Source organism: Streptomyces sp. NPDC007971 (genome assembly GCF_042958635.1).
GTDB lineage: Bacteria > Actinomycetota > Actinomycetes > Streptomycetales > Streptomycetaceae > Streptomyces.
Window position 1 is genome coordinate 1 of the sequence record NZ_JBIBJK010000012.1, and the last position, 21,841, is coordinate 21,841.

The 21,841-nt window shown below is 71.1% G+C and carries 16 protein-coding genes; 8 read left to right on the plus strand and 8 right to left on the minus strand.

Annotation, left to right across the window (positions count from 1 at the left end; all coding sequences use genetic code 11):
* Nucleotides 1-142: 142 nt before the first annotated feature.
* The 5 genes from ACFZCP_RS24940 to ACFZCP_RS24960 are packed head-to-tail and all read right to left on the minus strand — an operon-like array spanning nt 143 to nt 5,777.
* A complete protein-coding gene (locus ACFZCP_RS24940) occupies nt 143-1,453 on the minus strand; it encodes a DUF58 domain-containing protein (RefSeq protein WP_391430088.1) in 1,311 nt (436 codons plus the stop codon).
* Nucleotides 1,453-2,442 carry an AAA family ATPase gene (locus tag ACFZCP_RS24945; protein WP_391430801.1) on the minus strand — a complete coding sequence of 330 codons (990 nt, stop codon included), beginning with the start codon at nt 2,440-2,442 and terminating at the stop codon, nt 1,453-1,455. The genes ACFZCP_RS24940 and ACFZCP_RS24945 overlap by 1 nt, the downstream gene beginning before the upstream one ends.
* A complete protein-coding gene (locus tag ACFZCP_RS24950; protein ID WP_391430090.1) occupies nt 2,442-3,638 on the minus strand; it encodes a DUF4350 domain-containing protein in 1,197 nt (398 codons plus the stop codon). The genes ACFZCP_RS24945 and ACFZCP_RS24950 overlap by 1 nt, the downstream gene beginning before the upstream one ends.
* Entirely contained in the window at nt 3,635-4,417 is a 783-nt protein-coding gene (locus ACFZCP_RS24955) for a DUF4129 domain-containing protein (protein WP_391430092.1), read from the minus strand. Before ACFZCP_RS24955 ends, ACFZCP_RS24950 begins: the two co-directional genes overlap by 4 nt.
* A 4-nt stretch (nt 4,418-4,421) precedes the next feature.
* Complete coding sequence (locus ACFZCP_RS24960; RefSeq protein ID WP_391430094.1) at nt 4,422-5,777, minus strand: hypothetical protein; 1,356 nt, start codon at nt 5,775-5,777, stop codon at nt 4,422-4,424.
* A 140-nt stretch (nt 5,778-5,917) separates the two neighbouring features.
* Between ACFZCP_RS24960 and mtnA the strand changes: the two genes are divergently transcribed.
* From mtnA to ACFZCP_RS24995, 7 genes are all read left to right on the plus strand, one after another.
* Complete coding sequence (gene mtnA, locus ACFZCP_RS24965) at nt 5,918-7,060, plus strand: S-methyl-5-thioribose-1-phosphate isomerase (protein WP_391430096.1); 1,143 nt, start codon at nt 5,918-5,920, stop codon at nt 7,058-7,060.
* Between the two features lie 898 nt (nt 7,061-7,958).
* Complete coding sequence (gene mtrA / locus ACFZCP_RS24970; protein WP_391430099.1) at nt 7,959-8,648, plus strand: two-component system response regulator MtrA; 690 nt, start codon at nt 7,959-7,961, stop codon at nt 8,646-8,648.
* A 1-nt stretch (nt 8,649) separates the two neighbouring features.
* On the plus strand, nt 8,650-10,854 hold the full coding sequence (gene mtrB / locus ACFZCP_RS24975) for an MtrAB system histidine kinase MtrB (protein WP_391430101.1): 2,205 nt from the start codon (nt 8,650-8,652) through the stop codon (nt 10,852-10,854).
* Entirely contained in the window at nt 10,844-12,685 is a 1,842-nt protein-coding gene (locus tag ACFZCP_RS24980) for an LpqB family beta-propeller domain-containing protein (RefSeq protein ID WP_391430103.1), read from the plus strand. Before mtrB ends, ACFZCP_RS24980 begins: the two co-directional genes overlap by 11 nt.
* Nucleotides 12,686-13,108: 423 nt before the next feature.
* Nucleotides 13,109-13,978: a ComF family protein gene (locus ACFZCP_RS24985; RefSeq protein ID WP_391430105.1), complete on the plus strand. Its 870-nt coding sequence runs from the start codon at nt 13,109-13,111 to the stop codon at nt 13,976-13,978.
* 313 nt (nt 13,979-14,291) lie between these two features.
* Nucleotides 14,292-14,984, plus strand: coding sequence for a ribosome hibernation-promoting factor, HPF/YfiA family (hpf, locus tag ACFZCP_RS24990; RefSeq protein ID WP_391430804.1), 693 nt, complete (start codon nt 14,292-14,294; stop codon nt 14,982-14,984).
* 204 nt (nt 14,985-15,188) lie between these two features.
* Nucleotides 15,189-15,935 carry a response regulator transcription factor gene (locus ACFZCP_RS24995; protein WP_361117909.1) on the plus strand — a complete coding sequence of 249 codons (747 nt, stop codon included), beginning with the start codon at nt 15,189-15,191 and terminating at the stop codon, nt 15,933-15,935.
* Nucleotides 15,936-15,939: 4 nt separating this feature from the next.
* Here ACFZCP_RS24995 and ACFZCP_RS25000 read toward each other — a convergent pair whose 3' ends face one another.
* Nucleotides 15,940-17,142, minus strand: a complete 1,203-nt coding sequence (locus tag ACFZCP_RS25000; RefSeq protein ID WP_391430108.1) for a DNA glycosylase AlkZ-like family protein — start codon at nt 17,140-17,142, stop codon at nt 15,940-15,942.
* A gap of 101 nt (nt 17,143-17,243) precedes the next feature.
* Nucleotides 17,244-17,816 carry a GNAT family N-acetyltransferase gene (locus ACFZCP_RS25005; RefSeq protein ID WP_391430110.1) on the minus strand — a complete coding sequence of 191 codons (573 nt, stop codon included), beginning with the start codon at nt 17,814-17,816 and terminating at the stop codon, nt 17,244-17,246.
* 253 nt (nt 17,817-18,069) lie between these two features.
* Here ACFZCP_RS25005 and secA point away from each other — a divergent pair, with 253 nt between their 5' ends.
* Nucleotides 18,070-20,880, plus strand: a complete 2,811-nt coding sequence (gene secA / locus ACFZCP_RS25010; protein ID WP_362700976.1) for a preprotein translocase subunit SecA — start codon at nt 18,070-18,072, stop codon at nt 20,878-20,880.
* Between the two features lie 337 nt (nt 20,881-21,217).
* Here the strand turns inward: secA and ACFZCP_RS25015 are convergent, their stop codons facing one another.
* The gene (locus tag ACFZCP_RS25015) at nt 21,218-21,718 is read right to left on the minus strand and encodes an Rv3235 family protein (RefSeq protein WP_391430113.1); all 501 of its coding nucleotides are present in this window, start codon (nt 21,716-21,718) and stop codon (nt 21,218-21,220) included.
* Nucleotides 21,719-21,841 lie beyond the last annotated feature (123 nt).

Consider the following 21,841-nt stretch of genomic DNA (forward strand, 5'->3'; position numbering starts at 1 on the left):
GGTACTGCAGGGGGGACCCTGTGGGAGAGTAGGACGCCGCCGAACAAATTTTGGGAAAACCCCCGCATCGTTGGATGCGGGGGTTTTCTGCGTTCCAGGGTTTTTCCCCGAAAGGGGAGGCGAATGGGGCGGCAACGGTGGATCAGAGTCGGCCGGCCGCCTTCAGAGCCAGGTAGGCATCCGCAAGCGCCGGGGCCAGGTCTTCCGGTGTGGCGTCCACGACCGTCACCCCGTGACGACGGAGTTGCTCCGCGGTGCGCTGCCGTTCGCTCTGTGCCTGCGCTGCCGCAGCGGCTTCGTACACCGCATCTGTGTTTCCCCGGGCCTTCGCCATGTGCGCGATGTGCGGGTCGGCAACCGCTGCGACGAGAACCATGTGGCGGTGGCTGAGCTGCGGGAGCACGGGCAGCAGGCCCTCCTCGACCGGCGCAGCGTCGAGCGTCGTGAACAACACGATCAGGGAGCGTCGAGGAGCCGCGCGGAGTGCGGTTGCCGTCAGGGCACGGGCATCGGTCTCGACGAGTTCCGGCTCCAGCGTTGCCATCGCGTTCACCAGGGACGGAAGGACGTCTCCGGCCGCCCGGCCCTGGACCCGGGCGCGGACCCGGCGGTCGTGGGCCAGCAGGTCCACGCGGTCGCCGGCGCGCGAGGCGAGCGCTGCAAGAAGCAGAGCCGCGTCCAGGGATGCGTCCAGACGCGGGGCGTCGCCGACACGGCCGGCCGACGTGCGGCCGGTGTCGAGGACGAGGAGGATGTGGCGGTCGCGCTCGGGGCGCCAGGTGCGGACGGCGACCGTGGACTGGCGTGCTGTGGCGCGCCAGTCGATCGAGCGGGTGTCGTCGCCCGGAACGTACTCGCGCAGGCTGTCGAATTCGGTGCCCTCGCCGCGGGTCAGCACGCTGGTGCGGCCATCCAGTTCACGCAATCGGGCGAGTTTCGAGGGCAGGTGCTTGCGGCTGGTGAACGGGGGCAGAACCCGTACTGTCCAGGGCACTTTGTGGGCGCCCTGGCGCGAGAAGAGGCCTAGGGGGCCGTAGGAGCGGATCGTCACGCGGTCGGCCTGGCGGTCACCGCGGCGGGTGGGGCGCAGCTGAGTCGTCACGCGCCGACGCTCGCCGGCCGGGATGGTGACGCGGTGCCGGGAGCTCTCGATCTCGGTGCCGGACTGCCAGCTGCTGGGCGGCCATGCGTCCCTCAGGCGTGCACGGAGCATGCGGCGGGACGGGTTCGTGATCGTGAGCGTGACGTCGGCGGTCTCGCCGAGCCGCGTGGAGGTGTCGCCGGAGCGGGTCAGCACGAGGCGTCGTACGGGAGCTGCGAGTGCGAAATCGCAGGCACAGGCCAGGGCCAGTGGGCCGTTGACCGCGAGGATGCCGGTCCAGCCGGGTTCCAGGATGCCGACGGGGATCGAGCCGAGGGCCGCAAGAAGGGCGGCGCGTCCGGTGAACGCCATCAGCGGGGGACCGGGACGTGGGCGAGGATGGCGTTGATGACGGAGTCGGCGGTCACGCCCTCCATCTCGGCCTCGGGGCGCAACTGGACCCGATGGCGCAAGGTGGGCAGGGCGAGAGCCTTCACGTCGTCGGGGGTGACGTAGTCGCGGCCGGTCAGCCAGGCCCAGGCACGTGAGGTGGCGAGCAGGGCGGTGGCGCCGCGCGGGGAGACGCCGAGGGTGAGGGAGGGCGACTCGCGGGTGGCGCGGCAGATGTCCACGACGTAGGCCGTGATCTCGGGCGAGACGGTCGTCTTGGCGACGGCGGCGCGGGCCGCTTCGAGGTCGGCAGGGCCGGCGACCGGGCGGAGGCCGGCGGCCTGCAGGTCGCGCGGGTTGAAGCCCGAGGCGTGGCGGGTGAGGACGTCGATCTCGTCCTGGCGGGAGGGCAGAGGGACCGTCAGCTTCAGGAGGAAGCGGTCGAGTTGGGCCTCGGGGAGGGGATAGGTGCCCTCGTACTCGACGGGGTTCTGGGTCGCGGCCACCAGGAACGGCTCCGGGAGCGGGCGCGGCGTGCCGTCGACCGTGACCTGGCGTTCCTCCATGGCCTCCAGGAGGGAGGACTGGGTCTTCGGCGGGGTGCGGTTGATCTCGTCCGCGAGGAGGAGGTTGGTGAAGACCGGGCCGGGCTGGAAGGAGAACTCCGCGGTGCGGGTGTCGTAGACGAGGGAGCCGGTGATGTCGCTCGGCATCAGGTCGGGGGTGAACTGGACGCGCTTGGTGTCGAGTTCGAGGGTGGACGCGAGTGCGCGCACGAGCAGCGTCTTGGCGACTCCGGGGACTCCTTCGAGGAGGACGTGTCCGCGGCACAGGAGGGCGACGACGAGGCCGGTCACGGCGGGGTCCTGGCCGACCACGGCTTTGGCGATCTCGGTGCGCAGGGCCTCCAGGGAGGCCCGGGCGGCGCCCGAGTCCCCTGTGTTCCCGGCGTTGTCAGTGGTCGGGTCCATCATGGACGGCGTACCTCACTTTCGAGGGCGTCGAGTTGATCGGTGAGTGCGATGAGGGCCGCGTCGTCGCCGGGCGGCGGTCCGAAGAGGAGCGCGTGCAGGGACGGTCCGTCTCCGTGCAGGTGGGCGGAGAGGGCGGGGAGCAGGGCCTCGGGCGTGTGCGCCTGGGCCACGGGGACGCCGACGAGGGGGGCGAGGCGCGTGCGGGTGGTGGAGCGAAGAGCGGCGGCCGCGCGGTCGCGGGCGTTGGCCTTGCGGTAGAGGCGGGCCCGGCCTTCGACGGTCTCGGAGGCGCGGATCGCGACGGGGAGCCGTTCGGACACGAGCGGGCCGAACCGGCGTCCCCGCCAGAAGGCGGCGAGGGCGGCGGCGATGAACAACTGCAGGGTGCCCCAGAGCCAGCTCGACGGGAGCAGGTCGAAGATGCTCTTCCGGTCGCCGCCGTCGGTGACCGAGTTCTCGGACAGGGAGGGGAGGTACCAGACCAGATGGGGGCGGGAGCCGAGGAGTTGGAGGGCGAGCGAGGCGTTGCCCTGCTTGTCCAGACGCTTGTTGTAGAGGATGTCGGGCGAGCCGAGGACGACGGTGTCGCCGCCCCCGGAGGCTGCCGGGACGCGGAGCAGCGTGGCGAGGCGCTCGCTGGGGTAGCAGGAGACTGCATCGAGGCGGGTGGTGGTGTAGCGGATGCCGCCGGTGTCGGCGCTGCCCGCGCGCCGCGCCTCGGGCAGGGCGCAGTCGGGTGCGAGGGTCGAGCCCGCGCTGGTGGCGGGGTCCGCGGTGACCCCGGGGGCGAGCCGCTCGACGGACCAGCTGCCGGCGGCGATGAGGACGGTGCGTCCTCCGGAGGCCGCTGTCGCGGAGTGCAGCTGGATCTGTTGACGGGCGGTCAGCAGGTCGGGGACGGCGACGAGGAGAGTGGTGTCCGGGCCCGCGGCGGCCCGTGCCGCGTCGAGCGAGGTCACCACGCGCGTGGACACGCCCCGGTCGGCGAGGAGTTCGGCGACGGCGCGGCTGCCGTAGGGGTCGACGGAGCGCGGGTCGAGTTCGCCGTGCCGGGTCTGGGAGCGGACGGCTGCGATCGCGACGGCGGCGACGAGGATGACCACGACGGCGAGGGCGATGCCTCGCGTACGGGTCCACACCTGACGGGCGGTGGGCGATGTCGAGGTGGTCGGCAGCGTGGCCGCGGTGGTCATTCGGCGGCCCCCTTGTGGGTGTTGTGGGCCGTGCTGGTGGCGCTGTTCGTGAGGACCGGACGGCTGCGTTCCAGGTCGCGGTCGAGTTCGGCGATGCGTTGGTACGACTGCTCGCTCGCCGTGCGTCCGCCGTATGTGACGTCGTCGAAGTCCCGGGCGGCGGAGCGCAGTCGGTCCGTGTGCGACGGGAGCGTGCGGCCGGCCTCGGCTGCCGCTTCGTCGGCGGTGCGGCCGGGGCGGACGTCGAGCAGGGCCCGTTCCTCCAGGGAGCGGACGATGGCCCGCATGCGTTCCTGGACGGCTTGGTTCCAGTGGCCCTGGGCGGCATGTGCCTCACTGGCCGCGCGGTGTTCGGCGGCGCTGCGGGGACGGTCGTCGAACAGGGTGGGGGCGGAGGTGGGCCGGCGGCGCGGCGTGCCCAGCCGCCACCACAGGGCAGCCAGGACGGCGACGACGAAGAGGACCACGACGAGCAGGCCGACCGTGCCGCCGGGGGTTGCGGAGGCGGCGGTGTGGAGCAGCCCGTCGACCCAGTCCCAGAAGGCGTTCAGGGCGCGCTGGAGCAGACTGGGGTCGTTCTCGTGGTACATCCGCTTGGACAGCTCGCGGCGTGCCGCCTCCCGCGCGGGATCGCGCGGAACGGTCACCGGCGGTTCGTCGCCGGAGCCGCTGAGCGCCAGGACGGCCGTGCCGACCGAGCCGAGCAGGTGTCGTACGGCCGCCCCGGCGGCGCCCGGCGCGGCCGGTGCCGCCAGGAGAACTCCCCCCGTCAGGCTCACCGCATCAGCTCCCGGGAACGGGGCCGGGAGCGCCGACGCCCTGGCCCTGGACACCGGCGGCGCGGGTCAGTTCGAGGTCGAGGGCCTCGCGCCGGATGCGCTGGTCGATGTACAGGAGCACGGTGACGCCCGCAGTGATCGGGAACGTGATCATGGAGCCGATCACGCCGCCGATTCCGCTGATGATCAGGAAGGTCCAGCTGATGTGCCGGCCCTCGGTGGCGAACAAGCCCACCATGCCGTCGCCGCTGACAGCCATCGCGATGAGGGTGAACGGGAGGACGATGAACGACGAGACGATGTCGGCGATGACCGCCGCGAGCAGCTGGATGCCGAGGATGCGCCACCAGGAGCCGCGCACCAGCTTCGCGGAGCGGCTCATCGACTTCACGATGCTCTGCCGCTCCAGCATCAGCGCGGGCGAGGCGAGCGAGAAGCGGACGATCAGCCAGACCACGACGACCATGGCGCCGAGGGTGCCCAGGACGAGCAGCCCGGCGGCAACACCGTCGCCGGCTCCGGAGACGGCCGCGAGTATCCCGGGCAGTGCGCCGCAGAACAGCACGCCGAACGACATGAGACCCAGCAGGAAGAGCAGGCCGAACAGCTTCGGGACCTGCGGGCGGGCGTCCCGCCAGGCCTCGCCGGTGCTGACCGGCCTGCCGAGGACAGCGCGGCTGGTGACCGTCGTCAGCAGGGCCGTCGCGACGATGGTGCCGACCGCGGTGATCAGCACGACCAGACCGGCGGCCGCCATGGCCGTGCCCATGGCGCGGAACACGTCACCGGGGGTGGTGCGGGGATCGTCGAACGACACTTGAGTGCCGAAGTCGTTCATGACGAAGCCCTGCACGAGGATCGCGCCCAGCTGGCTGAGGACCGCGACCGTCAGCGAGATGCCGAGGACCGTGCGCCAGTAGGTGCGCATGGTGGAGACGGCACCGTCGAGGATCTCGCCGACGCCGAGCGGGCGCAGGGGGATGACACCGGGCTTGGCCGCGGGCGGGGGACCGCCCCAGCGGCCGCCCCAGGCTCCGTAACCGCCGGGAGGGCCGCCGTGGGGGCCGCCTCCGTAGCCGCCGGGGCCACCGGGGGGCCGGCCGCCCCAGCCCGGGCCGGGCGGCGGGGGCGGTGGGGCCTGGCCGGGGCTCGGGGCTCCCGTGGGTGCGGACCACTGGCCCGCGGGCGGCTGTTCCTTCGACCACTTCGCGCCCGGCTCCTGCGGGTCCGCGCCAGCCTGTGCAGCGGGCTCGGCGGGGCCAGGACGGTCGGCGGGCTCGGCGGGGCCGGACGCGCCGGGTTCCCGCCCGTCGGACGACGGGGCGGATCCGGGCGAGGCCCAGCCCGGAGTGTCTGTCATCGAAGCTCCTTCACGGTGCCCGTCCGCGGTCGCGGCGGCAGGTTGGCAGACATCGTGCCATGGGGTGGTCATCGAGTGACCGGCCGCGGTAGCCGCTGCATTCCTTCAATTGTCCGCCGTATCCGGGGCAGACTGACCGCATGGCTGATCAGTACGCGCAACCCCGCGAGGACAAGCGGCCGACCGAGATACCTACGATCCGATGGGAGGAACCTCCCGAAGGCCCCGTACTGGTCCTTCTCGACCAGACGAGGCTCCCGGCCGAAGAGGTCGAACTGGTCTGTACGGATGCGTCGGCGCTGGTGGAGGCGATCCGTTCGCTCGCCGTGCGCGGGGCGCCCGTGCTCGGGATCGCGGGGGCGTACGGCGTTGCGCTCGCCGCCGCGCGGGGCTTCGACGTGGAGGAGGCCGCGCTGGCCCTCGTAGAGGCCCGGCCCACCGCGGTGAATCTGTCCGTGGGGGTGCGCAAGGCTCGTTCCGCGCATCGCACGGCACTCGCCGGGACCGGCGACCCCGTCGCGGCGGCTTCTGCCGCGCTGGCCGCGGCGCGCGCGCTGCATCAGGAGGATGCCGAGGCCAGCGCCCGGATGGGCGCCCACGGGTTGGCACTGCTGGACGAGCTGCTGCCGGGTGGCGGGCACCGGATCCTGACCCACTGCAACACCGGAGCGCTGGTGTCGGGCGGGGAGGGGACGGCACTCGCGGTGGCCCTCGCCGCGCACCGGGCGGGGCAGCTGCGCAGGCTGTGGGTGGACGAAACGCGTCCGTTGCTGCAAGGCGCTCGCCTGACGGCGTACGAGGCGGCCCGCCACGGTATGGCGTACACCTTGCTCACCGACAACGCGGCAGGTTCGCTGTTCGCGGCGGGCGAGGTGGACGCGGTGCTGATCGGTGCGGACCGCATCGCGGCCGACGGTTCGGTGGCGAACAAGGTGGGGAGCTATCCGCTCGCGGTGCTCGCGCGGTACCACCATGTGCCGTTCATCGTGGTGGCGCCGCTGACGACGGTGGATCCCGAGACGCCGGACGGGGCGGCCATCGAGATCGAGCAGCGCCCCGGCTTCGAGGTGACCGAGATCACAGCACCCCAGGTGCCGGTGACAGGGGTGGGAGGCGGGATTCCGGTGGCACCCCTGGGGGCCCAGGCGTACAACCCTGCGTTCGACGTGACGCCGCCCGAGCTGGTGACGGCGATCGTCACCGAGGAGGGGGCTGTTTCCCCCGTGACGACCGAGGCTCTTGCGGAGCTGTGTGCCAGGTCGCGCCAGGTGACGATCAGTTAGTGGGAGGATGTCGCGCCGGTCGACGGCAACGGCCCCTCCACCTGCGGCGGTTCGCAGACGAAGCAGCGGCGGTTCGCAGCGGAAGGGGCCGTGACATCAGCGGCTGACATCTGCCCGATGAAAAATCACACGTCATGCAGGGCGCACCGCTCATTGGCGGATTCGTAGAGAGCCCCTTCCTGCATGCAGAAACTCCCGTCGGTAGGGAAGAGTTCTTCGGCGACGATGGGGCGGATCGATTCGAGATGGCTTCGGCTTCTTCGAATCGGACGAGGCCGCTCCCGGTGTCGACGGGTGCGGGCCTGGAATTCCCTGCTCCGCGTTCTTGCCCCAACGGGCCACGGTCGCGCGGGAGATCCCGGTGAGTTCGGCGGCGCGGTGACAGGGGACGCCGGCGCCGTGGGCGTCTCGCTGTGTGGCTCAGAGGCCGCCGGTCTTTACTGGAAGCTTCTGGAGCGTGGCGACCACGGTGTCAGGGGCTTCCGGGGCGACCAGGTCGACCGGATGCTGCAGTTGGTACAGGTCACCCCTCGGCGGGTACTGGGTCCTTTGTCGAGCGGGAGATGCCTGGTCGAATGCACCCACTCTCGGATGGTGTCCAACGCAGGACATCACTCATCACCCCGCCTCGGATCCGCCTCGGACTCCGCGGTCCCCTCGGCATCCTCGCCCCGGGCGAGTTCTGCGCGCCGGACGAGGTGCTCGAACTGGTCGAGCAGGTGCTGTGCGGACCCCTGGCGCCTACGGCGTGGTGGCTGGGCGGTAGCGCTGGGTAACTGACATCCGTGACTGACATCGACGTCGGCGGACCCGGGCAGACAGTGACGGGTTCCTACGACTATCGTCACCGGCCAGTGACCTCCCTCACCAGGGCACCTGTCGCTGTTATGAGAATGGGATGATGTCGTTTATGAAGGGACGAGTCCTTGTCGTCGACGACGACACCGCACTGGCCGAGATGCTCGGCATTGTGCTGCGTGGTGAAGGTTTTGAGCCGTCTTTCGTAGCCGACGGCGACAAGGCGCTGGCCGCGTTCCGTGAGACCAAGCCCGACCTGGTGCTGCTCGACCTGATGCTGCCGGGCCGGGACGGTATCGAGGTGTGCCGCCTGATCAGGGCGGAGTCCGGGGTGCCGATCGTGATGCTCACGGCCAAGAGCGACACCGTCGACGTCGTCGTGGGCCTGGAGTCGGGCGCCGATGACTACATCGTGAAGCCGTTCAAGCCCAAGGAGCTGGTGGCCCGGATCCGGGCGCGGCTCAGGAGGTCGGAGGAGCCGGCGCCGGAGCAGCTGACCATCGGCGACCTGATGATCGACGTGGCCGGGCACTCGGTGAAGCGCGACGGGCAGTCGATCGCGCTGACCCCGCTGGAGTTCGACCTGCTGGTTGCGCTGGCACGCAAGCCGTGGCAGGTGTTCACGCGTGAGGTGCTCCTCGAGCAGGTGTGGGGCTATCGCCACGCCGCGGACACGCGCCTTGTCAACGTGCATGTCCAGCGGCTGCGCTCCAAGGTCGAGAAGGACCCGGAGCGTCCGGAGATCGTGGTGACCGTCCGTGGTGTCGGTTACAAGGCCGGACCGAGCTGACATGTCCGGGGACAGTGCCGCTTCGGCTCCCGGCCGGTCCGGGGACCGGCCGGGGCGGCCTGTCGGCCGGACGGCGGCGGGTTCGCGCTGGGGACGCCTCTTCGAGGGTGGGCTGCTGCAGGGCGGGGTCCAGGGCAGCCCGGTCCTTCGGCTGTTCATGCGCTGGGTGCGCCGGCCGCTCCTGCCGGTCATGCGGCTGTGGCGGCGCAACATCCAGCTCCGGGTCGTCGCGACGACCCTGCTGATGTCGCTGGGCGTCGTCCTGCTGCTCGGTTTCGTCGTGATCGGGCAGGTGCGCAACGGCCTGCTGGACGCGAAGGTGAGGGCGTCGCAGAGCCAGGCCACCGGCGGGTTCGCCGTGGCCAAGCAGAAGGCCGACGAGGCTGCCAGCAGCGCGGGGACCGGTACCGGTGACGGTGCCGCCACCAGCGACGGACGGCAGTCGCAGAACGTCATCCAGTGGATGAGCGACCTCGTGGAGTCGCTCTCCAGCGGTGGTGCGGGCGCCTTCGACGTGGTGACGCTGCCCGTGGGCGACGACAGCGGCGGCGGGCGCAGCCCCCGCGGCTCCGGGAACGTCGACCCGTCCTCCAGCGTGCCCGGTGACCTGCGCGACCGGATCAACAGCAGTACGACGGCCGCCCAGAGCTACACCCGGATCGTCTACTCCAACGGCAAGGAGTCGCAGCCTGCGCTGGTCATCGGCAAGCAGGTCAACGACCCCAACGGCCGCCCCTACGAGCTGTACTACCTCTTCCCGCTCACGCAGGAGGAGAAGTCCCTGAGCCTGGTCAAGGGAACGCTCGCGACCGCCGGGCTCTTCGTCGTCGTCCTGCTCGGCGCCATCGCCTGGCTGGTGGTGCGGCAGGTCGTCACACCCGTGCGGATGGCGGCCGGGATCGCCGAGCGGCTGTCCGCCGGACGGCTCCAGGAACGTATGAAGGTCACCGGCGAGGACGACATCGCGCGCCTGGGCGAGGCCTTCAACAAGATGGCGCAGAACCTCCAGCTGAAGATCCAGCAGCTGGAGGACCTGTCGCGCATGCAGCGGCGGTTCGTCTCCGACGTCTCGCACGAGCTGCGCACGCCTCTGACGACCGTGAGGATGGCCGCCGACGTCATCCACGAGGCCCGCGAGGACTTCGACCCGGTCACCGCCCGGTCGGCGGAGTTGCTCGCCGACCAGCTGGACCGCTTCGAGTCGCTGCTCGCGGACCTGCTGGAGATCAGCCGCTTCGACGCGGGTGCGGCGGCCCTGGAGGCCGAGCCGATAGACCTCAGGGAGGTCGTGCGGCGGGTGGTCACCGGGGCCGAGCCGCTGGCCGAGCGCAAGGGCACGCAGATACGCGTGGTCGGCGACCAGCAGCCCGTCGTCGCCGAGGCCGACGCCCGGCGCCTGGAGCGGGTGCTGCGCAACCTCGTCGTCAACGCCGTCGAGCACGGCGAGGGCAGGGACGTCGTCGTCAAACTCGCCGCCGCGGGCGGAGCGGTCGCCGTCGCGGTACGCGACTACGGCGTCGGGCTCAAGCCCGGCGAGGCGACCCGTGTCTTCAGCCGCTTCTGGCGGGCCGACCCGGCACGCGCGCGTACCACCGGCGGTACGGGCCTCGGGCTGTCGATCGCCCTGGAGGACGCCCGGCTGCACGGTGGCTGGCTGCAGGCCTGGGGCGAGCCGGGCGGCGGCTCGCAGTTCCGGCTGACGCTGCCGCGGACCGCGGACGAGCCGTTGCGGGGCTCGCCGATACCGCTGGAGCCCAAGGACTCGCGGCGCAACCGCGGACTCGACGAGGCCGGTCTGCCCGGCGGGGGCGAGGAGAAGCGGGCGACCGTTCCGGTGCAGCCCGGCGGTCAGGTGCCGTCGCTGCCGCCGCGCAGCCCGATGGCGTCGTCTCTGGCCGCCGTCACATCCTCCGCCGGCCCGACCGCTCTGCCCGGCCACGGCAACGGCGCGCGCGTGGTGTCCCGGCCCGCGGGCGGAGCACGGCGCACCGACGACAGGCCTGCCGCCGGTCAGGCGGACGACACGCACGAGAGCCTTCCGGATCCGGCTGGTGACGACACGCACCAGGGCCTTCCGGACCCGGCTGGTGACGACACGCACCAGAGCCGTCCGGATTCGGCCGGTGACGACACGCACCAAAGCCGTCGGCATCCGGCTGGTGCGGACGACTCGACCGAGCCAGGGGAGGCAATTCGTGGGCGCTGACCGCGAGGGGAGCGTCCGGCACCGGTCCGGACGCGCGGTGGCCTACACCGTCTGCGGGGCCGTTCTGCTGGCCGGGTGCGCCTCGATGCCCGACAGCGGGGATCTGCGGGACGTCGAGTCCACGCCGCGGCAGGACACCGGGGTGCGCGTGTTCGCCATGCCGCCCGCCGACGACGCCCAGCCCAGCGAGATCATGCAGGGCTTCCTTGAAGCACTGACGAGCGACGATCCGCAGTACGACACGGCCCGCAAGTACCTGACCGCCGACGCGGCCCGTACCTGGCGGCCGGAGGCGTCGGCCACCGTCCTCGCGAACGGGCCGAGCGTCGTGTCCGGCCAGCAGCCCGGCGGCCGGGACCCGATCGACAGCCTGACCTACGTCCTGACGGGCAGCCGGGTCGCCCGGGTCGACGCCCGGCAGGCGTACGTGCCCGAGAGCGGGGCCTACAACAAGAAGGTGCACCTGACCAAGGACGCCAAGAGCGGTCAGTGGCGCATCGACTCGCTGCCCCGGGGTGTCGTCATGGGCAAGTCGGACTTCCAGCGCAACTACACGCCCGTCAACAAGTACTACCTCGCCTCCGGCACTAGGGTCGAGACGACCGGACAGCCCGTGGCGGTCGCCGACCCGGTGTTCGTCCGCAGCAAGGTGGACCCGATGACGCAGGTGGTGCGGTCCCTGCTGGCCGGGCCCACCAGCTGGCTCGAGCCGGTGGTCAGGTCCAGCTTCCCGACCGGTACGGCCCTGCAGAAGGGCGTGTCCGGGCTGACGCCGGACGACCAGAACGGCCTGACGGTGCCGCTGAGCGGCAACATCTCCCGCATCGGGTCGACCAAGTGCACGGAGATGGCGACCCAGTTGCTGTTCACGCTCCGGAATCTGACGCCCACCCTGGAGTCCGTCGAACTGCAGGGACCCGGCAAGCAACGGTTGTGCACCCTGACCGCGGAGCGCGCCGAGTCCACCGCCTGGCACGCCTCGGCCCAGAGCCCCGAGTTCCTGTACTTCCTGGACGGCAAGCACCGGCTGGTGCGGTTGCCGACCGGCAGTTCGGGGACCAGCGCCGTTCCGGTGCCCGGTCCCCTGGGCGAGGAGGGCGGCAAGGAGCTGCAGTCGGTGGCCGTCTCGCGGGACGAGCACACCGTGGCCGGGGTCGATGCCGAGGGCAAGTCGATGTACGTGGCCTCGATGGCGTCGAGCGGTTCGCTGGGTGACGCGGTGGTCACCAGCCGGGGGGCGACCCCCGACGACCGGCTGACCACGCCGAGCTGGGACGTCCGTGGCGACCTGTGGGTGGCCGACCGCGATCCTCGGGCGACGAAGCTGTACGTCCTGGAGCAGGGCGCGGGCAAGCCGGTGGAGGTCGGCATCCCCGACCTGCCCGGACGCATCAGGGACATGCGGGTGGCCGCCGACGGGGTGCGGGTCGCCCTGGTCGTGGAGAAGAAGGACGGCAAGCAGTCCCTGCTGATCGGCCGGATCGAGCGCGAGGACAAGCCGGGCGAGCACCCCGCGGTCGTCGAACTGCGGTCGGCCGCCCCCGATCTGGAGCAGATCACCGCCATGGCCTGGGCCGGGGACAGCCGACTGGTCGTGGCAGGCCTCGAGCAGGAGGGCGTCCACCAGATGCGCTACGTCCAGGTCGACGGCTCCACACTGGACGGCCCGGCGCCCGCCGCCCTCTCCGGCGTGAAGGCGATCGCCGCCTCCGAGGACGAGCGGGTGCCGCTGGTCGCCTACTCGAAGGACGACGGGATCGTACGGCTGCCGTCCGGGGCACAGTGGCAGAAGGTCGACAAGGACGGGATGGCGCCGGTCTATCCGGGCTGAGGACGAGGGCCGGTTGCGAGGGCCGGTTTCCCCGGGCTGCGGACGGGGCCGGTGTCCCCGGGCCGAGGCGCGGGGGCCGGTCTCATCGGGGCTGAGGACGGGGCCGGATCCCGCCTGGCGGGGCCCAACGGGCTTGCTCGGGCAACGAGGATGCTCGGGCACGAGGATCGCTTCGGCGTTGGCGTGTGGGGCCGGTTCGGGGACAGGGACCGCTCGGGCACGAGGATCGCTCCGGCGTAGGCGCGTAGAGCCTGCGCGGACGCTGGACCTGCTCGGGCGCTGAGCCTGTTCGGGCGGGTTTCCCCGGGATTCCTACGCCCGTCACTCCTGTGAGTGAGTCGCGGCGAGCGGTGCTCCCCGCTGTCCACAGGGTGTTTTCCACAGGGGTGGCCGGGCCTCGCGGGCCTTGGCACAGTGGTGGGCATGCGGGGGTGGTGGCAAGACCTCACCGACCTGGTGCTGCCGGCCGAGTGCGCAGGCTGCGGGGCACCTCGTACGGTGCTCTGCGCGCGGTGCCGCGAGGCCCTGGGCGCAGCCCCGCCGCGGCGGGTACGGCCGCTGCCGGAGCCGCCCGGGCTGCCGGTGGTGCACGCGGCCGCTCCCTACGCGCTGCAGGTACGGCAGCTCCTCCTCGCCCACAAGGAGCGCGGTGCCCTGGCGCTCACGGGAGCCCTGGGCGCGGCTCTGGCGGGGGCGGTGCGCGCGGGTCTGGGCCCGGCCGGGCGCGGTGGCGGGCGGGCGGTACCGACGGGGCCCGGGACCGTGCTGCTGGTCCCCGTGCCCTCCGCCCGGTGGGCCGTCCGGGCACGCGGACACGATCCGGTACGGCGGATGGCGCGCGCGGCGGCCGGGGAGCTGCGGCGCACCGGGACACCGGCCCGGGTGGTCGCGGTGCTGCGGCAGCGGCGGGCCGTGGCGGACCAAGCGGGGCTCGATGCGCGGCGGCGCCTGGAGAACCTCGCGGGTGCGCTGGAGGTGACGGCCGGCGGGGCGCGGCTGCTCACCGAGGGCCGTGTCGTACTCGTCGACGACCTGATCACGACGGGGGCGAGCCTCGCGGAGGCGGCACGAGCCCTGCGCGAAGCGGCCATATCGCACCGGGATGGGGGAACGGCCGTGTACGGGCGTGGAACTCGGGAAGGAAGGGAGGAACGATGGGCCGGAGCGCGGGAGGAGAGCGGGAAGTGGGTGCATGGTGCACCGGAAAGGGTGGCACCGAATGCCGCCGGAGGGGCCCTTCACGCAGCCGTGGTCGCCGGTCCTCGGGATTCTTTCGAAATAAACAGGAACTGAGAGGGAACCTGCATCGTTGCAGGTAGCGAGAGGGTCAATTCACCTGAACGGAGGTACGCCGCAGTAGAGGGTGACGACATCCGTCCGGGCGAGATATGTTCGGTTGTGAGGAAAGGCGCAGGCCACACCTCTCATATCCGAATGCTGTGCCGTGGGTTTTCCGCAATCACCGCGGCGCTGGGGTGCAGATCTTGCCCATGGGGGAGGAGGAGGTGGAAGTCACCGAGTCCGAGGTTCCGGGGCTCACCGGAGCCGGGTGCAAAAGGGAGTTGCTCCGCCGATGGAGCGGAGTGATCCGGGAACGGAGTTCTGCGTGGACATCGTCGTCAAGGGCCGCAAGACCGAGGTGCCCGAGCGGTTCCGCAAGCACGTGGCCGAGAAGCTGAAGCTGGAGAAGATCCAGAAGCTCGACGGCAAGGTGATCAGCCTCGACGTCGAGGTGTCCAAGGAGCCCAACCCCCGTCAGGCCGACCGCTGTGACCGAGTGGAGATCACGCTCCGCTCCCGCGGTCCGGTGATCCGGGCGGAGGCGGCGGCCAGCGATCCGTACGCGGCACTCGACCTGGCGGCGGAGAAGCTGGACGCCCGGCTGCGCAAGCAGCACGACAAGCGGTTCTCGCGCCGCGGCGCACGGCGGATCTCGGCCGCCGAGGTTCCCGACCATGTCCCGGGCGCGGCGACGCTCAACGGCAACGGCCTCCCCGTCCACGACGAAGAGACGGACGGAGTGCCGACCAGGAAGATCGGTTCGCTGGAGGTCAAGGGCGAAGGTCCCCTGATCGTCCGCGAGAAGACGCACGTCGCCTCCCCGATGAGCCTTGACCAGGCGCTCTACGAGATGGAACTGGTCGGCCACGACTTCTACTTGTTCGTCGACTCCGAGACCAAGGAACCGAGCGTCGTCTACCGGCGACACGCCTACGACTACGGCGTCATTCACCTCAGCACGGACCCGATGGTCGCCGAGGCGCAGCCCCCCGCGGCAGGTGGCACGCTGGGCGGCTGACCCGCCCGGCCCGAAGCTGAGCCGGTGCCCCTGGAGCGCGTGTGCGCCCCCAGGGGCACCGGTGTGCGACCACTTCGCGCCCCGCACGTCACCGCTGCGACGTCCGGGCATGAAATCATGGCCGCACCGGCCCAACCGGTGGGTCGTTGCCTTGGGTTGGCGATGGCACAGGACCACAGGCCACAGCCTTCAGGGGGAGGAACGATGGCGGACACCTTCGGACCGATGCGAGACGCGGATGCCGACGACGGTGTCATCGGCATGGGCCCGGACACGGGCTCTGCGCGCAAGGAGCCGATCAGGGTCCTGGTGGTGGACGACCACGCCCTCTTCCGTCGCGGCCTGGAGATCGTGCTCGCCGCCGAGGAGGACATCCAGGTCGTCGGCGAGGCGGGCGACGGTGCCGAGGCCGTCGACAAGGCCGCGGACCTGCTGCCCGACATCGTGCTGATGGACGTGCGGATGCCCAAGCGCGGCGGGATCGAGGCCTGCACCTCCATCAAGGAGGTCGCCCCCAGCGCGAAGATCATCATGCTGACGATCAGCGACGAGGAAGCCGACCTCTACGACGCGATCAAGGCGGGTGCCACCGGGTATCTCCTCAAGGAGATCTCGACGGACGAGGTGGCCACCGCCATTCGCGCGGTCGCCGACGGGCAGTCGCAGATCAGCCCCTCCATGGCGTCCAAGCTCCTGACCGAGTTCAAGTCGATGATCCAGCGCACCGACGAACGGCGGCTGGTGCCCGCGCCGCGGCTGACCGACCGCGAGCTGGAGGTCCTCAAGCTCGTCGCCACGGGCATGAACAACCGGGACATCGCCAAGGAGCTGTTCATCTCGGAGAACACCGTGAAGAACCACGTGCGCAACATCCTGGAGAAGCTGCAGCTGCACTCCAGGATGGAGGCCGTGGTCTACGCGATGCGGGAGAAGATCCTGGAGATCCGCTAGCCGGCTAGGCGAGGGCGCGGGCGAGCTCCCGGGCGAGTGGTTCGCGCAGGTCGGGGGCGTCCACGCGCTCCACGCGGACATCCGTGCAGTTCACCCAGGCCGCCGCCTCGATCAGGGCCTGCGCGACCGACGGGACCGCCTTCGGGCCGTCCAGGGTGACCTGCTTGGCCACCAGCGTCCGGCCCTCGCGGGCCGGGTCGACCCGGCCGACCAGCCGGCCGCCCGCCAGGACGGGCATCGCGAAGTAGCCGTAGACCCGCTTGGGCTTGGGGACGTAGGCCTCCAGGCGGTGGGTGAAACCGAAGATGCGCTCCGTACGGGCCCGCTCCCAGATCAGTGAGTCGAACGGGGACAGCAGTGTGGTGCGGTGCCGGCCGCGTGGCGGGGCCGCGAGCGCAGCCGGGTCCGCCCAGGCCGGCCTGCCCCAGCCCTCGACCTCGACCGGTACCAGGCCCGAATCGGCGATCACCGCGTCGACCTGCTCGCCCTTGAGACGGTGGTAGTCGGCGATGTCCGCGCGCGTGCCGACGCCCAGGGACTCGCCGGCCAGCCGGACCAGACGGCGCAGGCACTCGGTGTCGGCCAGGTCGTCGCCCAGCAGTGCATCCGGGACGGCGCGCTCGGCCAGGTCGTAGACCCGCTTCCAGCCGCGGCGCTCGACGCACACCACCTCTCCGTACATCAGCGCGCGCTCCACGGCGACCTTGGCGCCGGACCAGTCCCACCACTCGCTGGTCCTCTTCGCGCCGCCCAGCTCCGTGGCCGTCAGCGGGCCCTCCGCGCGCAGCTGCTTGACGACCTGGTCGTAGGCGCCGTCGGGCAGCTCGTGGTTCCAGTGCGGGCGGTTGCGGTAGGCGCGGCGGCGGAAGGCGAAATGGGGCCACTCCTCGACCGGCAGGATGCAGGCCGCGTGCGACCAGTACTCGAAGGCGTGCGGCCGCCCCGGCGACCGGCCCGCGGACGCGGGGTTCCAGTACGCGTCCTCGACGGTCTTGCGGCCGACCGCGCCCAGACGTGCGTACGGGACCAGTTCGTGGGAGCGGGCGAGGACCGAGATGGTGTCCAGCTGGACCGCGCCGAGGTGGCGGAGTACCCCTCGCACGCCACCGCGCCGGTCGGGCGCGCCGAGGAAGCCCTGGGCCCGCAGGGCGATGCGGCGGGCGTCGTCCGCGGTGAGGGTGACGGCGGGGCGCGGAAGGGTCGTCATGGGTCGGACGATAGACGGCAGCACTGACAGTACGCGCTGACCTGCGCTTTCACCCGGCAGGGCGCGGATCGGGCGGACAGGCTCGGACGGGCGTGGGAGGTTCAGACACGCGCGGGCAGATACGGTGCCGTCGACGGCAGGCCCAGGTCCGACGGGAGCAGCGAGCCCACCCAGCAGTCGCGGCGTACCCCCTTGTTGTTGACGCCCGAGCGCAGGGTGCCCTCGACGGTGAAACCGGCACGCTCCGCCACCGCGCGCGAGGAACGGTTGCCGACCTCGGCCCGCCACTCCAGACGGTCGACGGACAGCGCGGTGAAGGCCCAGCGGGAGGCGGCGAGGGTGGCCTCGGTGACGTAGCCGTGGCCACGGTGCTCCTTGGCGGCCCAGTAGCCGACCTCGCCGACACCCAGCGCGCGCATCGTGATGCTGAGCATCCCCACCAGCTGCCGGGTGGGAAGGAACACGCCGAAGGTGTACATCGAGTCGCTCGCCCAGCCGCCGGGCGCCATCTGCCCGGTGAAGCTCTCCGCGTGCTCCCACAGATAGGGAGAGGGGAACGAGGAGATCCAGCGCTGTATGTCCGGGTCCTGGGCGGCCGTGTGGACCGCCTCGGTGTCGTCCGGGCCGACGGCGCGCAGCAGCAGACGGTCGGTGGCGAGCGTGACGGGTTCCATCGGCCGATTCTGCGCGTGCGGGGTGCGCCACGCCAGCGCTTTTCGCGGAGCGTGACCACGTGATCACATTTCGCGCAATTCCCTGCCGCGGGGCGGCACTATCCGCCCGGCCCGTCCGTTGTCCAGGGTGAAACAGCCGTCGGGCCGCCAGGCCTCCCGGCGTGGCCGGGTCCTCGCATACGATGGCCGTTGCTCAGTACGTCCAATGGAAAACCGACCGTCCCAGGCCCGACCGGCAAGGAGACCAGCCCCCGTGTCCGTCCTCTCGAAGATCATGCGTGCAGGCGAAGGCAAGATCCTGCGCAAGCTGCACCGCATCGCGGACCAGGTCAACTCCATCGAAGAGGACTTCGTCGACCTCTCCGACGCCGAGCTGCGGGCCCTCACCGATGAGTACAAGCAGCGGTACGCAGACGGTGAGAGCCTGGACGACCTGCTCCCCGAGGCGTTCGCCACCGTCCGCGAGGCCGCCAAGCGCGCCCTCGGCCAGCGGCACTACGACGTGCAGCTGATGGGTGGCGCCGCCCTCCACCTCGGCTACGTGGCCGAGATGAAGACCGGTGAGGGCAAGACCCTCGTCGGCACGCTGCCCGCGTACCTGAACGCCCTCTCCGGAGACGGCGTCCACATCGTCACGGTCAACGACTACCTGGCCGAGCGCGACTCCGAGATGATGGGCCGCGTTCACAAGTTCCTGGGCCTGGAAGTCGGCTGCATCCTGGCCAACATGACCCCGGCCCAGCGCCGCGAGCAGTACCAGTGCGACATCACGTACGGCACGAACAACGAGTTCGGCTTCGACTACCTGCGCGACAACATGGCGTGGTCGCAGGACGAGCTGGTGCAGCGCGGCCACAACTTCGCCATCGTCGACGAGGTCGACTCCATCCTGGTCGACGAGGCCCGTACGCCGCTGATCATCTCCGGCCCGGCCGACCAGGCCACCAAGTGGTACGGCGACTTCGCCAAACTCGTCACGCGCCTGAAGAAGGGCGAGGCGGGCAACCCCCTCAAGGGCGTCGAGGAGACCGGCGACTACGACGTCGACGAGAAGAAGCGCACCGTCGCCATCCACGAGAACGGTGTCTCCAAGGTCGAGGACTGGCTGGGCATCGACAACCTCTACGAGTCGGTGAACACCCCGCTCGTGGGTTACCTGAACAACGCCATCAAGGCCAAGGAACTCTTCAAGAAGGACAAGGACTACGTCGTCATCGACGGCGAGGTCATGATCGTCGACGAGCACACCGGCCGTATCCTCGCCGGCCGCCGCTACAACGAGGGCATGCACCAGGCGATCGAGGCGAAGGAAGGGGTGGACATCAAGGACGAGAACCAGACGCTCGCCACGATCACCCTGCAGAACTTCTTCCGCCTCTACAACAAGCTCTCCGGCATGACCGGTACGGCCATGACCGAGGCCGCCGAGTTCCACCAGATCTACAAGCTCGGCGTGGTCCCGATCCCGACGAACAGGCCGATGGTGCGCAAGGACCAGTCGGACCTGATCTACCGCACCGAGGTGGCCAAGTTCGAGGCGGTCGTCGACGACATCGCCGAGAAGCACGAGAAGGGCCAGCCGATCCTCGTCGGCACGACGTCCGTCGAGAAGTCGGAGTACCTGTCCCAGCAGCTCAGCAAGCGCGGCGTGCAGCACGAGGTGCTCAACGCCAAGCACCACGAGCGTGAGGCGTCGATCGTCGCCCAGGCCGGCCGCAGGGGTGCCGTGACGGTGGCCACCAACATGGCCGGCCGCGGTACGGACATCAAGCTCGGCGGCAACCCCGACGACCTCGCCGAGGCGGAGCTGCGCCAGCGCGGCCTCGACCCCGAGGAGCACATCGAGGAGTGGGCCCACGCCCTGCCCGCCGCCCTGGAGCGGGCCGAGCAGGCGGTCAAGGCCGAGTTCGAGGAGGTCAAGGAACTCGGCGGGCTGTACGTGCTCGGTACCGAGCGGCACGAGTCGCGGCGTATCGACAACCAGCTGCGTGGTCGTTCCGGCCGTCAGGGCGACCCGGGCGAGTCCCGCTTCTACCTCTCCCTCGGTGACGACCTGATGCGGCTCTTCAAGGCCCAGATGGTCGAGCGCGTGATGTCGATGGCGAACGTGCCGGACGACGTGCCGATCGAGAACAAGATGGTCACGCGCGCGATCGCGTCCGCGCAGTCGCAGGTCGAGCAGCAGAACTTCGAGACGCGTAAGAACGTCCTGAAGTACGACGAGGTGCTCAACCGGCAGCGCGAGGTCATCTACGGCGAGCGCCGCCGCGTTCTGGAGGGCGAGGACCTGCAGGAGCAGGTGCAGCACTTCATGGACGACACGATCGACGCGTACGTCGGTGCGGAGACCGCCGAGGGCTTCCCCGAGGACTGGGACCTGGACCGGCTGTGGGGCGCCTTCAAGCAGCTCTACCCGGTGAAGGTCACCATCGAGGAGCTGGAGGAGGCGGCCGGTGACCGGGCCGGTCTGACCGCCGAGTTCATCTCCGAGTCCATCAAGGACGACATCCGCGAGCAGTACGAGGCGCGCGAGACGCAGCTCGGCTCCGAGATCATGCGGGAGCTGGAGCGGCGGGTCGTGCTGTCGGTCCTCGACCGCAAGTGGCGCGAGCACCTCTACGAGATGGACTACCTCCAGGAGGGCATCGGCCTGCGCGCGATGGCGCAGAAGGACCCGCTGGTCGAGTACCAGCGCGAGGGCTTCGACATGTTCACCGCCATGATGGAGGGCATCAAGGAGGAGTCCGTCGGCTACTTGTTCAACCTGGAGGTCCAGGTCGAGCAGCAGGTCGAGGAGGTCCCGGTCGAGGAGGCCGAGCCGCTGGCGGAGGGCGTCCAGGACACGGTGCCGGCGCAGGCGGGTGCGCGTCCCGAGATCCGGGCCAAGGGTCTCGACGTTCCGCAGCGGCGGGATCTGCACTTCTCCGCGCCCACCGTGGACGGCGAGGGCGGCATCGTGGAGCGCGACCTCGAGGACGATGAGCCGGTGCGGTCCGAGTCCGACGGGCTGACGCGGGCCGAGCGTCGTCGGCAGGCGAAGGGCGGCCGGCGCCGCAAGAAGTAACCTGCGGTGTTTCGTTCGTGGTGAAGGGCCGGGTCTCCTTGGGGAGGTCCGGCCCTTCGGCTTGGGGCAGGGCGGTGCTACGCCGGTGCCCGGTGCCCGGTGCCCGGTGCCCGGTGCTGGGTGCTGGGTGCTGGGGCTGGGCGGCGATGGGGGGCTCGCCCGCGCCTGCGGGGTGCTGCCTCGGGCCCCATCGCCCATCCGTGCCGCCTGAGCGTCCTCCAGGGCCCTTGAAACACCGAGAGAGGCCCTCAGGCTTGCCGAGTGGCACGGCTTGCCCGTAGCTGCCGTGGGACGGCTTCCTGGAGCTGTCCCAGGGGTAGGGCGTCGGGTGTCGGGCTCAGTCGTCCTCGGGTGTGCGGGGAGGCCTCGGGCCGCCCAGCTCCACGGCTGTGCAGCGCCAGCGGTGGTCGTCGCCGCGTTCCAGGCGGAAGGCCATGGCACGCAGCCGGTCGCCGGCACAGATGCGGGCGAAGACCTCCAGGGCGCCGGTGCGGGGGACGTAGTAGCCGATGTCGCGGACGACGGGGCGGCGGCCGCGGGTGCGCAGGGGGCTCATCTCGGCGAGGCGGGCGAGGTCGTCGTAGGCGCGGCCCGCGGTGTGCCGGAGCATCCAGTGGACCGGGCGATGGCCGCTGAGGACGGCCAGCAGACGGTCGGCGAAGAGGTCGGTGGGGCGCGGCTGCGCCACGGCCGTCGCGGGCGCCGTGGCGGGCGCCGTGGCGGTCCTGCCGCGGACCGGGTTGCGGGGCGGTGCGCCGCCCGGGCGGCGCGAGTCCTGGCGGGTCGGGGGACGGTGGCGCGGGCGGGGGTGAGCGGTGCGGCTCATGACCTTGTTCATGGGGATCCCCGTTCGGCGGGCCCGGAATGTACCGGGCGGTAACTAGTTGGTGGGGATCTTGTACGGGGGCGGGGACGGCAGCCGCAAGGAAGACGGGGCGGGCGGTGAGGGCCCCGGCATGTT